Raw genomic sequence first — 13,972 nt, forward strand, 5'->3', positions numbered from 1 at the left:
GTGCCCGCTGAAGATGAACCCACCCTGGACCCGGCCGCGCCGGACTCCCCGCCGCGCGAGCTCCGCTTTGCCTACGTCCCCGGCGTGACGCCGGGGAAGTGGATCCGGCGCTGGGAGGAACGGATGCCGCACGTTCCCCTGCGTTCATTCATGTCCGACGGCGGCTCGCAGCTTTCGGTGCTTCGTGACGGTTCGGCGGACCTCAGCTTTGTCCGCCTCCCGGTGGAGCGCGAAGGCCTGAACGTCATCCCGCTGTACGAGGAACAGCCCGTGGTGGTGGCGCCCAAGGGCCATGAAATCACCGTGTTCGAGGACGTGGCGCTGGCGGACCTGGGCGAGGAAAACTTCCTCGACGCCGATGAGCTGGGCGGGCCGGAAATGGCTCTTCAGGTGGTGGCAACAGGTGCGGGCCTGCTGATAGTTCCCATGTCCGTCGCCCGGCATTTCAACACCAAGGACACGGTGGCCCGCCGCCTCACAGGCGCGCCGGGAACCCAGATTGCGCTCGCTTGGCCCAGCGACGCCACGGACGAGGTCATTGAAGAGTTCATCGGCATTGTCCGCGGCCGCACGGCGCAGAGCTCACGGCAGCCGTCCGCGCAGCAGGAGAAGCCGAAGAAGGCACCTAAGCCGGACCGCCGCGGCGGCGGCGCAGGCGCGGGCGGCAAGAAGCCTAAAGTTGCCCAGCGCTACGCCCCCAACCCGGACAAGGGAAAGGGCCGCGGCTCGCGGAAGAAGGGCAAGCGGTAGCCAGAGGGCCGCACGTGCGCCATGATCACACAGGAAGGCGCCGCCTGCTGTGTGCTGGCGGCGCCTTCCTCTTGCTGCTATTTCAGTTCAGCCGCCTAGCGGGTGCCGGTGGTGAAGCTCCAGGCCGTGCTGGCAAGCGGAGTGCCGGCAACATCCCGTACCGCGGCGGGGCCGCCCGTGACGGTGGCGGTGTACCTGGTGCTGGCCGCTAGGGTGGCGGCCGGGTTGAGGATCCACTGGTTTGTGGTCCCGTTGCGGGTGACGGTGGCTGCCACCGCCGCGCCGGTGGCGGCGTTCTTCAGGGTGAAGGTGGCGGTGCCGACGCCGTTGACGGGCTTGCTGAACGTGGCCGTGATGTTGGCCGTCCGGAGCGCCCCGGTGGAGTTCACGCCCGGAGCCCGGGAGGACACGGTGGGGGCGGCGCTTGTGGTGAACCGCCAGCTGGTTGAGGCAAGCGGCCGGTTCGCCAGGTCGCGGATGGTGGCCGTGCCGCCGGTCAGGGTCGCGGTGTAGGCAGTGCTCGGGGTGAGCAGGGCGGTGGGGTCGAGAGTCGCCCGGCGGGTTGCCGGGTCGTAGGTCACCGTCGCCGCGATGGTGGCCCCGGCAGCGTTCTTCAGCGTGAACGTGCTCCCGGAGACGCCCTGGACGAACTCACTGAAAGTGGCGGTGACGTTCGTGCCGGTACCGACGCCTGTGGCGGCCGAGGCGGGTGCCCGGCCGGTGACGGTGGGAGCAACCGTGTCCGCCGGGCCAATCTGGACGGTCCGGCTGGCGGCGGTGCTGATGTTGCCGGCGGCGTCGGTTGCCCGGACGTTGAATACGTAGGTCCCGTTGGCCTGGGCATCCCAGGTTTTGGGCGAAGCGCAGGTGGGATCCCAGTCGGTGTTGCTGGGCAGCAGTTGGCATTCAAACCTGGCACCGGCTTCGCTGCTGAAGTTCAGCGTCGGCGTGTTGTCCAGGGTCGGCGTTGACGGGAACGGCGCGATGACGGTGGCCACGGGGGCCGCACTGTCCACGGTGAATGTCAGCGTCGGGGAGGTCAGGAACTGAGGAACGCCGGCGGGCACTACTCCCGTCAGCGGGTCGGGAACGTAGGCGGGGTTCGCCGTCCGGGACTGGACTCTGTGGACGCCCTGGCCGAGCGGTGCCAGCCTGGCGGAGTAGTTTCCGCCTGCCAGGGTGGTTGCCACGGGAGTTGCTGCGCCGTCCACGACCAGCTGCACGGGGGCGGTGCTTCCGGCCGGCAAAGCGCCGGTGAAGGTCGGTGCCGTGACGTTGGTGATGTTGTCCGTGGCCGAACGTCCGCTGTCACTGGCTGCCGCCAGATCCGGGGTGGACGGGGCGCCGTCGGACCCTTCCGCCATCAGCCCCTGCACCGTGAATGTGCTGACGGTGAGGGTGTTGATCCCCGGGCCGCCGGCATTGGGGCCGGTGATGACGACGGCGTTGGTGCCGGAGGGGGCGCCGGTAACGGCGCGTGGGGTGTTGATGTCGCCCAGCGTTCCGGGCGCGGCGCCCACCTGGCGAAGGAAGGTAGCCGTGCTGCCGGCTTTGTAGTCGCCCAGGAAGGCGGCGCCCACTCCCGCCCAGTTGCAGGGCGCGGTGGGGCTGGGCGCACACACGCCGGAATCAATGGTGGTCTTGATCCGTCCCAGTGCAGGATTCTTCGGATCGGCCTCCGAGGTGATGACGTTCACTCCGTACGGGTGCGTGATGGTGTAGGCGGTGTTCGGGAGGATGTTCTCCACGAGGAACCGGAGCCTGCCGAAGCCCATCTGCTCTCCCGGCTCAACAACGCCGTTGGTGTGGGCACCTTCGAGCGCCGCCTCGTAAAGGCGGAGGTTGCCGCCGGTGGCGGAGGCATTGAACCAAAACGCCTCCTCCGGGAAGTTGTCCGGATACGACGCCGGCGCAGCGGGGTCGGGCGGCTCGGAGAGGCAGCCTGCACCGGCCATGTAGCAGAGCTGCAGCTTCACGGTGCCGTCGGAAAACCAGGTGGGAAAGCCGTTGGACGGATCCACGGGCCCCACGCCGGCGGCGGCAGCGCTCGCCGGGGCCGCAGCCAGCGGCGACAGGGCGGCGGTTAGCAGCGCGCCGGCGGCTACGGATGCCAGTCCGCCCCTAACCCGTGTGCGGCCTGCCCCTGCTTCGTTCGGCCGCGGGCCGGGCCCGCTGCGCCCTCCGGACTTGAACCGTTCATGATGGTGGAATGTCGAAAACATGGTGACTCCTTCGGTGCTCAAGATGGCCCCCAGAACCTCTTAGGCCAAGCCAGGTGATTGCCCCCAACCACGTCAAGCTTCAAATAAAGACCTTGGATAAATGCCCGGCGGGTCCACCCTCAAAAGAGTCCCCGTCCACCCCGGTGGGGGGACCACAGGCTCAGGACGGACCCGCCGCGGCGGACCCCTCAGCCCGGACCGGCGTCCTGGCCCCGGCATTCGCGCAGGTGCGCCAGCAGGGCCTGCTCCGGGCTTCCGGGGTTCTCGCCAAGGTGCCGGAGCAGCGCCATCCGTACGTCCGTGTCTGTCGCCTCGTCAGCGAGGACGTGGCTGATGACGCCCATGATCTGGCGCCGAAGACCTTCCTCCTGCATGGGACCACGCTCCTTTGCTCCCCGCTGCATTCTGCCGCCGGTCCATTGTGAATAGCCGGGAGCCGGCCAGCTGTGCCGCGTCTGCGGCGGCCATACCTAGGGGGTTCCGCCCCCGACGGCGGCCCTCCCACCTATTCAGGTGGGACAGGCGCCTGCGGGCGCTGCTTCCCAAGGTTTTCTGGAGTAGAACGTCGCACCATGAGTTGTGTCTCAATACTTGGCCAGCGCCAATGCCGTCGCTGTGGCCATCAAAAACCAGCTGGGAGGACGTCATGGCAACAACACGGAGGGACGTGTTGAAACTAAGCCTGTTAGGCGGCGCTGTCGCCGTCACAGCATCAACCGGAGGGCCGGCCCTCGCGGGTGTCCCCGGGCGCCGGGGCGCGGACGACGACGAAACGGTGGTCGCGCCAAGCGCGCTCGCCCCGGCGAACATGCCGGTTCCGTTCCTCAACGCCTTCCGGCGGCCTCCGGAACTGCTTCCCTACGCCACGGGCCGGGACCGCGACGGCACGCCCTTCGCAAAATATGCCCTGAACCAAAAGCTGGGCAAGGCCCAGATCGCACGGGGGCTGAGCACCACCCTGGCGGGGTACAACGGCATTTTCCCGGGCCCCACCGTCCGCGTGCAGCAGGGCACCCGGAGCGAGCTGAGGATCAGCAACCGCCTGCCCGCGACCGGCCTGCTCTACCCAAACACGTTCAACACCGTCACCCACCTGCACGGCTCGGCGTCGCTGCCCCAGTACGACGGATATGCCAACGACCGCACCGCACCCGGCAGGGTGAAGAACTACCACTATCCAAACTGGCAGGCGGCGCGGACGCTCTGGTACCACGACCACAACCACATGCTGACGGCGCAGGGCGTGTACTCGGGGCTCGCCTCCATCTACTCCATCACCAACGCGCGTGAGCGGGCGCAGTTGCCCCAGGGCGAGTTCGACGTGCCCATCCTGGTCTCGGACGTGATGTTGAACGCTGACGGGTCCCTCGGCTACAACGACAACGGCCACGCCGGGCTGTGGGGCGACATCATCATGGTCAACGGAGTGCCGTGGCCCACCATGAAGGTCAAGCCGCGCATCTACCGGTTCCGCTTCCTGGTTGGTTCGATCACCCGCTCCTACCGTTTCGCCCTGTCCAACGGCGACCCGTTCCATGTGGTGGGCACCGACGCCGGGATGACCCCGAAGGTGCAGGCGGTGTCCTCGTGGCGGCAAGGCACGGCCGAACGCTACGAGGTGCTGATCGACTTCCGGAAATACAAGCCGGGCCAGTCCGTGGAGCTGCGGAACCTGAGCAACAAGAACAACGTGAACTTCGCCAACACGGGCAAGGTCATGAAGTTCCAGGTGGTGGCTGATTCCCCCGCGCAGCCCGGGTCCCGGACCATCGCCGCCATCCCCACGACGCTGGATCCAGGGCCGCACCCCACGAAGGCCATCGGCGGGCTGGACACTATGGCACTGACCCCGGACATGGCCGTGGCCAAGAGGATCCTCCGGGTCCAGCGGCAGGGCGGGGAATGGACCATCAACGGTGAAACCTGGGACACCGTGGAAAAATCCAACTTCACGCGGTGCTTCGCCAACCCGCAGCGCAACCAGGTGGAGCAGTGGACCATCGTCAACGAGTCCGGCGGCTGGTTCCATCCGGTCCACATCCACCTGATCGACGGCAAGATCATCGGGCGCAACACCAACGGCGGCAAGCCATTCGCGTGGGAAGGCGGGCCAAAGGACGTCTTCTATGCGGGCGAGAGTGAATCGGTCACCGTCCTCATGCAGTTCGACACCGGCAAGCACGTCGGCGGCCGGTACATGGTCCACTGCCACAACCTCGTGCACGAGGACCACGACATGATGGTCCAGTTCTCCGTTGGCGACCTGCGTAACAACGATCCCATCAACGCCGACAAGCCCGTGCTGGAAACCCGGCCCGAGGGGTACTACGCCTCGAAGTACAAGCTGGCCTACCCGGCGGGGACGTGACATGAACCGGACGCTGCTGATCGCACCGGCGGTGCTGCTGGCCTTCTCCCTGGCCGGCTGCACCGGTGGTGTCCAGGCCAGTCCGGCGGCCAACCCGGCTCCCACCCCGCCCGCCAGCAGCCCAGCCAACGCCGCGGACGCCGCGAACCGGGTCCTCGCGCAGGCCGAGGAAGGGCAGGACCTGGGCAACGGCCGGCCCACCGTCAGCTTCGACGGCCTCATGGTCCGGCGCAGGGTGGTGATCGCCGTCCACAGCGGCCTGGACGCCGACATCGCCGGCATCCGCAAGCGGCTGGACGCGGCCGCTGCGGCGCGGGGCACCGTCCTGAGCGCCATCTCGCCTGATGTGCTTGAACCCGCCGTGCTGCAGCAGATGGTCCCCGAGGTCATCGTGGCCCTTCCGTCAACTGCCACTCCCGACGACGGACGCACCATTGTGCGGGCAGTCACCGAGGAGGACACCGGCAGCCTGGGCGTGAAGAACTTCTACGTCCTGCCGGTCCTGGTGCATGACCTGCGGTTCAGCGTTGTCACCGCGGACCCCGCCGCAGTATCGGCCGCCGTGGACAGGGAGGGCATAGTCTCCGACGCACTCGGGAACTACAGCACCGTGGCGAAGGGCGGGCAGCTCAGCATCAGCTACACGGGTCCGCTGCTCGGCGACGAAACCGTCGAGAGTGTCCGCGAGGGCATCAGCAGGCAGGCGCACCTTCCTGCCGCCGGGGTGAACGTCGGGCCACGGTCCGCGTCCGGAACCGGCGTGGACATGGCCGCGGAACCGCCGTGGGACGCGGAGCAGCTCGAAGGCCAGGCAATACATCCGCACACGGAGTGATGCACCACTTCCAAGCCAGAACTGCGCGGAGGAACGATAGGAGAAAACAGTGAGAAGCATGTCCAGCCCCACCATCCGGGACGTTGCCGAACGGGCCGGGGTCTCACTGACGACGGTGTCCTACGTGCTGTCGGGCAGGAGCGGAGGCACCACCCGGGTCAGCCCGTCCACGCAGGAACGCGTCATGGCCGCCGTCGATGACCTGGGCTACGTGCCCAACCAGGCGGCGCGGGGAATGCGCCGCGGCAGGACGGACCTGGTGGCCATCGCCATCGAGGACCTGGAATGGCCGCCGGACCGGGCGCTGGCCACGGCCGCCGCCGCGATACTTCCGCGGCACGGCTACCAGCCGGTTATCCTGCTCGGCCAGTCGTGGCGGCAGTTCATGCTGGCCGGCGGTGCAGACGGCGTCATCATGGGCGTCTCGCCCACTACCGAGGAAGAGGACCACGCCATCGCGGAACTGGCCAGGCGCGGCATCGCGCAGGTGGTCATCTCCGAATCGGTGCATGCAGAACAGGCGGTCGCCCTGCTCATGGACCGGATGGCGGGGTACGCGGCCAAGGCCGCAGAAAGCTCGGCCTCCTGGAAGCGGCTCAGCGGACATGCCCTGTTCGGCGGCGGGGCACTCCAGTTGCTGAACGAGATGCTGTCCGCCGCCGGTGCGTTTGCCGAGCAGATCCCCGTCTTCTAGGAACCCGTCTTCTAGGAACCAGCTGCTCCGGAGCCCGGTGCCGGCAGCCGCGTAACAATCGGACCTTCGGGCTGCCCGCGTTCGGTGGAAGGCGCGGGCGGCGCCGGCCCGTCATGGTCCGTAGCCGGCCGCAACATCAGCCGCATTTCGCGGCCCGTTTCTGTCGCCGTGCGTCATCCGGTGTCCCCGGAAGACGCCCGCCGTTACGCACTGTTTACTTTGAAGTCCCCGCGCGTCCCGGAGCCGCCATCCGCGGCCCAGGCCGGCAGGTTACGCCCCGTTTCTCCTCGTGACCGCGCCCTTCAGGCGGTGGTCCATCTCTGCTCTCATGGTGGACACCAAACGCCTTGAACGACCTGCTGAAGGGAAGCACGCCATGACCTCCGGAACCGGGCCGATACCGAAAATCAGCCTTCAAAATATTACCAAGAAGTTCACGGTGCGGCCCAGCAAGGACAACCCGGAAGGGGCGGTCCTGACCGCCCTGGACGGCATCTCCCTTGACGTCTCCGCAGGCGAATTCATCACCCTGGTGGGCCCCAGCGGCTCCGGGAAGACCACACTCCTGGACCTCCTGGCCGGCCTTACCAAACCGGACACCGGCAAGGTGCTGGTGGACGGCCGGGAAGTGGCAGGCCCGGGCCGGGACCGCGCCGTCGTTTTCCAGCAGTATGCGCTGTTCCCCTGGCGCACAGCCGCTGCCAACGTGTCCTTCGGCCTGGAAGGCGCGGGCAGCGACGGGAAGCGCTACAGCCGCAAGGAGCGGGCCGGGAAGGCACGCGAATACCTCGAGCTTGTGGGCCTCGGCGGATTTGAAGACCGTTACCCGCACGAGCTGTCCGGCGGCATGAAACAGCGCGTGGCTATCGCCCGCAGCCTGGCCTACGAACCGGACATCCTGCTGATGGACGAACCCTTCGCCGCGCTGGACGCCCAAACTCGCGAGCAGCTCCAGGCCGAACTGCTCCGCATCTGGGCCACCACGGGCAAGACCATCATCTTCATCACCCACGGCATCGACGAGGCCGTGTACCTCGGCCAGCGCGTGGCCGTGCTCAGCTCCCGGCCGGGACGGCTGAAGGAAATCGTGGACATCGACCTCGGGGACCGCTCCGGCGACGAGGACGTCCGCTCCAACCCGGCCTTCGTGGAACACCGCCACAAGGTGTGGTCGCTGCTGCATGACGAGGTACGCCGTGCCCAGCAAGCCGGGCATGCAAAGATCCAGCCCGACGGAACGGCACCGGACGAAACCAGGACCATCACCACCGGAAAGGCAGCCTGATGAGCACGCCAACCCTGACCAAGGAAATGGAAACGCAGCCCGGTCCCGCGGCAGCTGCCGGGGACGCAACGACGGGGCGGAATCCGGCGCTGCGTCCCGGACCCGGCAAGACACCTGCGGCCACGCTGCGCCTGTACGCCCGGCAGGGCGGCAAAGCCGTGTGGGGTGCCGGGGCCATCATCCTGTTCCTGCTGCTCTGGGAACTGGGACCCACCTACCTGGCCCCGGCCTCGACGAGGGTGTTCCTTCCGCCCCTGCACGTGGTGCTCGAGGCACTGGGCACACTCGTGGCAAACGGCCAGCTTCAGAACCATCTCGCCGCGAGCCTGAGCCGCTCCGCGAGCGGATTCGGCATCGCCGTTGTGTCCGCCGTTGCACTCGGGCTGCTCGTGGCCTGGTACGGGGCACTCGACCGCTTCCTCAACCCGCTGCTGGAAGTCTTCCGGAATACGGCCGCCCTTGCCCTGCTCCCGGTGTTCACGCTGCTGCTGGGCATCGGGGAGACGTCCAAGATCAGCATTGTGGCCTACGCGGCGTTCTTCCCGGTGCTGCTGAACACCATCGCCGGCGTCCGGACCGTTGACCCGCTGCTGATCCGGGCCGCCCGATCACTGGGGCTGTCCAATTTCCAGCTGTTCCAGAAGGTGATCCTTCCGTCCGCCGTGCCCACCATCTTCACGGGCATCCGGATGGCAGGCACATCCTCGATCCTCGTCCTGATCGCCGCCGAGATGGTCGGTGCCAAGGCCGGCCTGGGCTACCTGATCGTCAATTCCCAGATGAGCTTCCTCATCCCGGACATGTACGCGGGCATCCTGACAGTGTCCCTGCTCGGCCTGCTGGTCAACTACCTGCTGGTCGGCGTCGAACGTCATTTCTCCCGCTGGCGCACCGCCGTCGGATCCCGCACCGCCTAGCCCGCCCACCTGCTACACACAAGGAACCACATCATGCCTGAACGTACCCCAGCCAAAGCCGGAAACGGCGGCGCACGCCAGCTCCACCTGAATGCCTTCCTGATGAGCACCGGACACCATGAGGCGTCCTGGCGTCTTCCCGAAAGCGACAGCTTCGCCGGAACGCAGGTGGCACACTTCCAGCAGCTCGCCCGCACCGCCGAACGCGGCACCTTCGACTCGATCTTCTTCGCGGACTCGCCTGTGCTGCACGGCGACGTGCGCCAGCGCCCCTACGGGACCCTCGAGCCGACGGTCCTGCTCAGCGCCATCGCCGCCGTGACCAAGCGGATCGGACTGATTGCCACCGCCTCCACCACCTACAACGACCCCTACAACCTGGCACGCAGGTTCGCCTCGCTGGACCACATCAGCGGCGGCCGGGCCGGCTGGAACGTGGTGACGACCGCTGGCGAGGCCGCCGCGCGGAACTTCTCCCTGGAGGACCAGCCCGCGCACTGGCGCCGCTACGAGCGCGCCGCCGAGTTCCTCGACGCCGCCAGGAAGCTCTGGGGCAGCTGGGAAGACGACGCCGCGGTGGGGGACAAAGCAGCCGGGGTCTGGGCGGACAGCTCCCGCGTCCACCCCATCAACCACACCGGCCGCTACTTCCGGATCCAGGGTCCCCTGGACGTGCCGCGTTCACCCCAGGGCCACCCTGTCATCGTGCAGGCCGGCTCGTCCGAAGACGGCAAGGACTTCGCCGCCCGCTACGCCGAGGCAGTGTTCACCGCGCAGCAGACCCTGGCCGAGGCACAGCGCTTCTATGCGGACCTGAAGAGGAAGACGGCCGCCGTCGGCCGCAACCCCGAACACATCAAGATCCTGCCCGGCATTGTCCCGGTCATCGGCTCCACGGAGCACGAGGCGCGGCGGCTGGAGAAGCAGCTCGACGAGCTCATCCACCCCGAGCACGCGCGCAAGCAGCTGGCCGGCGTGCTGCGGGTTTCGCCGGAGTCCCTCCTGCTCGATGCGCAGCTGCCCGAAGACCTCCCCTCGGAGGATGCGATCGAGGGGGCCAAGAGCCGGTACACGCTGATCGTGGAACTCGCCCGGCGCGAACGGCTCACCGTCCGCCAGCTGATCGGCAGGCTGGGCGGCGGCCGCGGGCACCGCACCTTCCCCGGGACGCCCGAGCAGGTGGCGGACGCCATCCAGGAGTGGTTTGAGCAGGGCGCGGCCGACGGCTTCAACATCATGCCGCCCGTGCTGCCCTCGGGCCTGGACAACTTCGTGGACCATGTCATCCCGATCCTCCGGTCCCGCGGACTGTTCCGCCAGCAGTACACGGGGCGCACGCTGCGTGAGCACTACGGACTGCCGCGGCCCGAGAGCGGATTTGCCCCGGCTGACGCCGCCGAGGCGGCGGCAACAGAGCGGGCGGTGCCCGCTGCTGTCTAGGCCTCCTGCTGCTCCGGCAGGGGCTTCCGGGCCAGCCAGGCAGCGACGATGGCACCGGAGATGTTGTGCCAGAGCGAGAAGACGGCGGAAGGCAGGGCCGCAAGCGGAGTGAAGTGGGCGGTGGCCAGCGTTGCGGCCAGGCCAGAGTTCTGCATGCCGACCTCGAACGCCAGTGCCCTGCGGGCCTTGGCATCGAGGCGGCCGAGCTTGCCGGCCAGGTAGCCGAGCCCCAGGCCGAAGCCGTTGTGCAGCACCACGGCCAGGAACACAATGCCGCCGGCAGCCAGGATCTTGCTGGCGCTTCCCGCCACCACCACAGCCACGATCAGGGAAATAACGACGGCGGATGCCCAGGGGAGCGCCGGCAGCGCCTTCGCGACGAGCTTCTTGAGGAACAGCCGGGCCAGCAGGCCCGCGATCACCGGCAGCAGCACGGTCTTGACGATGTCCAGCACCATGCCGCCGGCGTCAATGGTCAGGAACGAACCGGCCAGGAACAGCACCAGGACGGGCGTGACTACCGGGGCGATGAGAGTCGAAACACTGGCGACCGCCACGGACAGGGCCACATCGCCCTTGGCCAGGAACGCCATCACGTTGGAGGCGGTGCCGGACGGCGCGCAGCCCACGAGGATCAGGCCCACGGCGAGTGCGGGCTCCAGGTGGAGGAGGGTGGCGATCGTCCAGCCGGCCCCGGGCATGATCACGTAATGGGCCACGATGCCCAGCACCACGGCCCACGGCCTGCGCGCAACGGCCGCGAAGTCGGGCGGCGTCAGTGTCAGGCCCATGCAGAACATGATGATTCCCAGCAGGTACGGGACCGCCGGGCCGAGCGGTTTGAAGGCGCCGGGAAGCAGGAACCCGGCAACGCCGGCTGCGAGCACCAGGAGGGGGAAGACGGTCACCGCGACGCGCGCAATCCTGGCTTCCGCGGCGAGGGCCGGGTTCAGGGGCGTGGCGTCGGCCTCCGTGGCCGAGGGTGCGGGTACGTGGTCTTTTGTTGCCTCAAGCATTCAATAATGCTGGCACCGGAGCGCCGCGGCGGCCCAATTCGTGACTGATGTCAGACAAATGTGTCGTTGCCGGGAAAATTCCGCGCGGCACAGCAGGACCCCGGCCGTTCCCAGTGCGATACTGGATTGCACTGGATCGGGATTCAAGGGGACGGAATGATCCTAGACACGGCGACACTTCGGGTTGCCTTCGCTGCGATGGCCCTGGTTCTGGCGCTGCTGTTCTACTTTTCAACTTTCCGCAGCACCCGCTCGCCCTACAGCGCCTGGTGGTGCGCCGCGCTGCTCCTGTTCCTGTCAGGCTCGGCGTCCTTCCTCCTCAACGGCACGCCGCAGCAGGTCTGGGCGAATCCGCTGGGCAACTTCCTGCTGGTGTCCGGCGCGGCAGCGGTCTGGGCCGGGGCGCGTTCCCTCCGGAACCTGAAGTACAACCTCTGGATGTCCGTTGCGCTGCCGGTCATCACCGGCGCCGCTGCCGGCGTCGACAGCCCGGGATCCAACACGTGGGCCGGCGGCGCCGTCTTCCTGGCGTCCATGGCTGTGCTCATTGGCCTGGCTTCGCACGAGCTGTGGCGGCTTGAGCCCGGTTACTCCCGGGTGCGGATCCCCATGGCCATCGCGGCCGGCGGCGTGGCCTTCTTCTACTTATGCCGTCTGGTCGTGTTCCTTATCCAGGGGCCAAACGGTGCCGTATTTGCCACCTACTTCGGGTCCGCGGTGACCACCATGGTCACCATGGTGCTGCTGGTTGTGGTGTCCTTCAGCATGGCGGGGCTGAGCACCGAGCAGCAGACACGGGCACTGCGGACGGTGGCCACCCAGGACGGGCTTACCGGCCTCCTTAACCGCGGCGCGTTCCTGGAGGCGGCGGCCGAAGAGCTGGAACGCAGCAAGGCCGCCAACAGCGGGGGCTCGCTGATCCTCGCTGACCTGGACCACTTCAAGTCGGTCAACGACACCTTCGGCCACGCGGCAGGCGACCTTGCACTGCGGGCGTTCGCCGAGGCGTGCAGCGCATCGGTCCGGTCAACGGACGTTGCCGGACGCTACGGCGGCGAGGAGTTCATCCTCCTGCTCCCCGGGGCAGGCCCCAAGAGCGCGGAAATCATTGCGGGTGAAATCAGCAGGAGGCTGGCAGGGCAGCACATCCCGGAGCTGCTGCGGATGCCGACCGTCAGCTACGGCATTTCCACCTACAACGCGAAAACCAGTGATGTTGATGAGGTGATCGCGGCCGCCGACGTCGCCCTCTATGAAGCGAAATCACAGGGGCGGAACCGCACGGTCAGGGGCTGAGCCGCAGGCACCGGATCCGGAATGCATGGGGGACAATCCGGACCCGGCGATCCTGACTCGCAGCCGGAGGCTGCGGTCTTTCATCAGGCATAGCCAGTGTGTTCCACCGTCCTTGTAGAAAGGTGGGAGCACCTTGGGGGTGGCCGCGTTCCGCCGCCCCCAAGGCAGCGGAACACGGCGGTTTTTCAGCTCTGCTAGGCTGCGCGCACGAACGTGACGGGGCCGGTGGCAGTGAGCCAGGACAGCGGGTGCGCCATGGTGGCATTGATGCCGTTCATGCCGCCGCTGATGACCTTGCCGGCGCCGGCGTAGATGGCCACGTGGCCGGACTGCACCACCATGTCGCCGGGCTGCGGGGTGGAGACTACCTTGCCGTGGCTCAGGAACTGCATCGGGGCGAGGTCGCCCACGTGGATGCCGGCGGCGCCGAGGGCCTTCTCCACCATGGCGGTGCAGTCCTGCGTGATGCCAATCTGGGCGTAGGCCGAAGCGAGCATGGTTGCGTTGGCACCTGCCGCAGCCTTGACGGTGACCTTCGGTGCGGGTGCCGCAGCCTTGACGGTGACCTTCGGTGCGGGTGCTGCTGCAGCCTTGGCGGGCGCGGCGGCAGCGACGGGGGCGGCGGCAGGTGCCGCGGCCTTCTTCACCACCGGCTTTTCGACGACGGGTGCCGCCACCACGGGAGCCGGGGCCGACGTGACCGCGGTGCGTTCAAACTCGATCTTGACGCCGGAGGCAGCGTTCAGGGGAGCCTGCACCTGGCTGGCAGCCTCGGGGGCGGCGGCCGGAGCCGGCTGGGCCGGGGCGGCGCCGCCGGCGTTGGCCGCAACGGTGCCCGTGAATGCCAGCCCGGAGGCGGCGAGGATCACGGCTGCCTGGCGGCCGATGCCGGAGTTTGCGGAGGCAATGCGGGTGAACGGATTGGAGCGGGCGGCCGCAGCACGGCGGCCAGAAATAAAGCGGAACGACATGAAGAAGCCTCTCCCGATGCCTGCGAGGTGAGCTGTCGGATTCGGATGGGAGGCACCCGGCCGCGGTCCTGAGCGTGGTCAGGAACTGCGCGGCTTCACCCCAAGGCCCGCTGCAAGCAGGCCGAAAAGTGGTTTCCCCGTCTCTGCCGGACATGGGTCTTCGATTGATTCCTCGGGC

12 protein-coding genes and 1 riboswitch are annotated in these 13,972 nt (G+C 67.9%); of the genes, 8 read left to right on the forward strand and 4 right to left on the reverse strand.

Annotated features, from left to right (window positions below; genetic code table 11):
* Window positions 1-750, forward strand: coding sequence for a LysR family transcriptional regulator substrate-binding protein (locus AC57BR_RS13165; RefSeq protein ID WP_496361227.1), 750 nt, complete (start codon window positions 1-3; stop codon window positions 748-750).
* Between the two features lie 95 nt (window positions 751-845).
* On the opposite strand, the gene AC57BR_RS13170 is transcribed toward AC57BR_RS13165, so the two are convergent.
* Complete coding sequence (locus AC57BR_RS13170) at window positions 846-2,972, reverse strand: Ig-like domain-containing protein (protein WP_496361229.1); 2,127 nt, start codon at window positions 2,970-2,972, stop codon at window positions 846-848.
* A gap of 188 nt (window positions 2,973-3,160) precedes the next feature.
* A complete protein-coding gene (locus AC57BR_RS13175; RefSeq protein WP_496361231.1) occupies window positions 3,161-3,346 on the reverse strand; it encodes a hypothetical protein in 186 nt (61 codons plus the stop codon).
* A gap of 272 nt (window positions 3,347-3,618) precedes the next feature.
* On the opposite strand from AC57BR_RS13175, the gene AC57BR_RS13180 reads away from it, so the two are divergent.
* From AC57BR_RS13180 to AC57BR_RS13205, 6 genes are all read left to right on the forward strand, one after another.
* Entirely contained in the window at window positions 3,619-5,340 is a 1,722-nt protein-coding gene (locus AC57BR_RS13180) for a multicopper oxidase family protein (protein WP_496361233.1), read from the forward strand.
* Between the two features lies 1 nt (window position 5,341).
* On the forward strand, window positions 5,342-6,175 hold the full coding sequence (locus tag AC57BR_RS13185; RefSeq protein ID WP_496361235.1) for a hypothetical protein: 834 nt from the start codon (window positions 5,342-5,344) through the stop codon (window positions 6,173-6,175).
* A gap of 58 nt (window positions 6,176-6,233) precedes the next feature.
* Window positions 6,234-6,869 carry a LacI family DNA-binding transcriptional regulator gene (locus AC57BR_RS13190; protein ID WP_496361237.1) on the forward strand — a complete coding sequence of 212 codons (636 nt, stop codon included), beginning with the start codon at window positions 6,234-6,236 and terminating at the stop codon, window positions 6,867-6,869.
* A 376-nt stretch (window positions 6,870-7,245) separates the two neighbouring features.
* Window positions 7,246-8,154, forward strand: coding sequence for an ABC transporter ATP-binding protein (locus AC57BR_RS13195; protein ID WP_496361239.1), 909 nt, complete (start codon window positions 7,246-7,248; stop codon window positions 8,152-8,154).
* Complete coding sequence (locus tag AC57BR_RS13200; protein ID WP_496361241.1) at window positions 8,154-9,071, forward strand: ABC transporter permease; 918 nt, start codon at window positions 8,154-8,156, stop codon at window positions 9,069-9,071. Before AC57BR_RS13195 ends, AC57BR_RS13200 begins: the two co-directional genes overlap by 1 nt.
* 33 nt (window positions 9,072-9,104) lie before the next feature.
* Complete coding sequence (locus AC57BR_RS13205) at window positions 9,105-10,511, forward strand: LLM class flavin-dependent oxidoreductase (RefSeq protein ID WP_496361243.1); 1,407 nt, start codon at window positions 9,105-9,107, stop codon at window positions 10,509-10,511.
* Here AC57BR_RS13205 and AC57BR_RS13210 read toward each other — a convergent pair.
* On the reverse strand, window positions 10,508-11,527 hold the full coding sequence (locus tag AC57BR_RS13210) for a bile acid:sodium symporter family protein (RefSeq protein ID WP_496361245.1): 1,020 nt from the start codon (window positions 11,525-11,527) through the stop codon (window positions 10,508-10,510). The two genes, AC57BR_RS13205 and AC57BR_RS13210, sit on opposite strands and share 4 nt — an antisense overlap.
* Before the next feature lie 156 nt (window positions 11,528-11,683).
* Here AC57BR_RS13210 and AC57BR_RS13215 point away from each other — a divergent pair, with 156 nt between their 5' ends.
* The gene (locus tag AC57BR_RS13215) at window positions 11,684-12,823 is read left to right on the forward strand and encodes a GGDEF domain-containing protein (RefSeq protein WP_496361247.1); all 1,140 of its coding nucleotides are present in this window, start codon (window positions 11,684-11,686) and stop codon (window positions 12,821-12,823) included.
* 194 nt (window positions 12,824-13,017) lie between these two features.
* Here AC57BR_RS13215 and AC57BR_RS13220 read toward each other — a convergent pair whose 3' ends face one another.
* Window positions 13,018-13,794: an NlpC/P60 family protein gene (locus AC57BR_RS13220; protein ID WP_496361249.1), complete on the reverse strand. Its 777-nt coding sequence runs from the start codon at window positions 13,792-13,794 to the stop codon at window positions 13,018-13,020.
* A gap of 3 nt (window positions 13,795-13,797) precedes the next feature.
* Window positions 13,798-13,963, reverse strand: a riboswitch (cyclic di-AMP (ydaO/yuaA leader).
* Window positions 13,964-13,972 lie beyond the last annotated feature (9 nt).

This window comes from Arthrobacter sp. BGA-UO-ETr-C19, from assembly GCF_059568005.1.

Coding starts and splice junctions, on each gene's coding strand:
- AC57BR_RS13170 (WP_496361229.1), bottom strand. CDS start 2,972: ATGTTTTCGACATTCCACCATCATGAACGGTTCAAGTCCGGAGGGCGC.
- AC57BR_RS13175 (WP_496361231.1), bottom strand. CDS start 3,346: ATGCAGGAGGAAGGTCTTCGGCGCCAGATCATGGGCGTCATCAGCCAC.
- AC57BR_RS13180 (WP_496361233.1), top strand. CDS start 3,619: ATGGCAACAACACGGAGGGACGTGTTGAAACTAAGCCTGTTAGGCGGC.
- AC57BR_RS13185 (WP_496361235.1), top strand. CDS start 5,342: ATGAACCGGACGCTGCTGATCGCACCGGCGGTGCTGCTGGCCTTCTCC.
- AC57BR_RS13190 (WP_496361237.1), top strand. CDS start 6,234: ATGTCCAGCCCCACCATCCGGGACGTTGCCGAACGGGCCGGGGTCTCA.
- AC57BR_RS13195 (WP_496361239.1), top strand. CDS start 7,246: ATGACCTCCGGAACCGGGCCGATACCGAAAATCAGCCTTCAAAATATT.
- AC57BR_RS13200 (WP_496361241.1), top strand. CDS start 8,154: ATGAGCACGCCAACCCTGACCAAGGAAATGGAAACGCAGCCCGGTCCC.
- AC57BR_RS13205 (WP_496361243.1), top strand. CDS start 9,105: ATGCCTGAACGTACCCCAGCCAAAGCCGGAAACGGCGGCGCACGCCAG.
- AC57BR_RS13210 (WP_496361245.1), bottom strand. CDS start 11,527: ATGCTTGAGGCAACAAAAGACCACGTACCCGCACCCTCGGCCACGGAG.
- AC57BR_RS13215 (WP_496361247.1), top strand. CDS start 11,684: ATGATCCTAGACACGGCGACACTTCGGGTTGCCTTCGCTGCGATGGCC.
- AC57BR_RS13220 (WP_496361249.1), bottom strand. CDS start 13,794: ATGTCGTTCCGCTTTATTTCTGGCCGCCGTGCTGCGGCCGCCCGCTCC.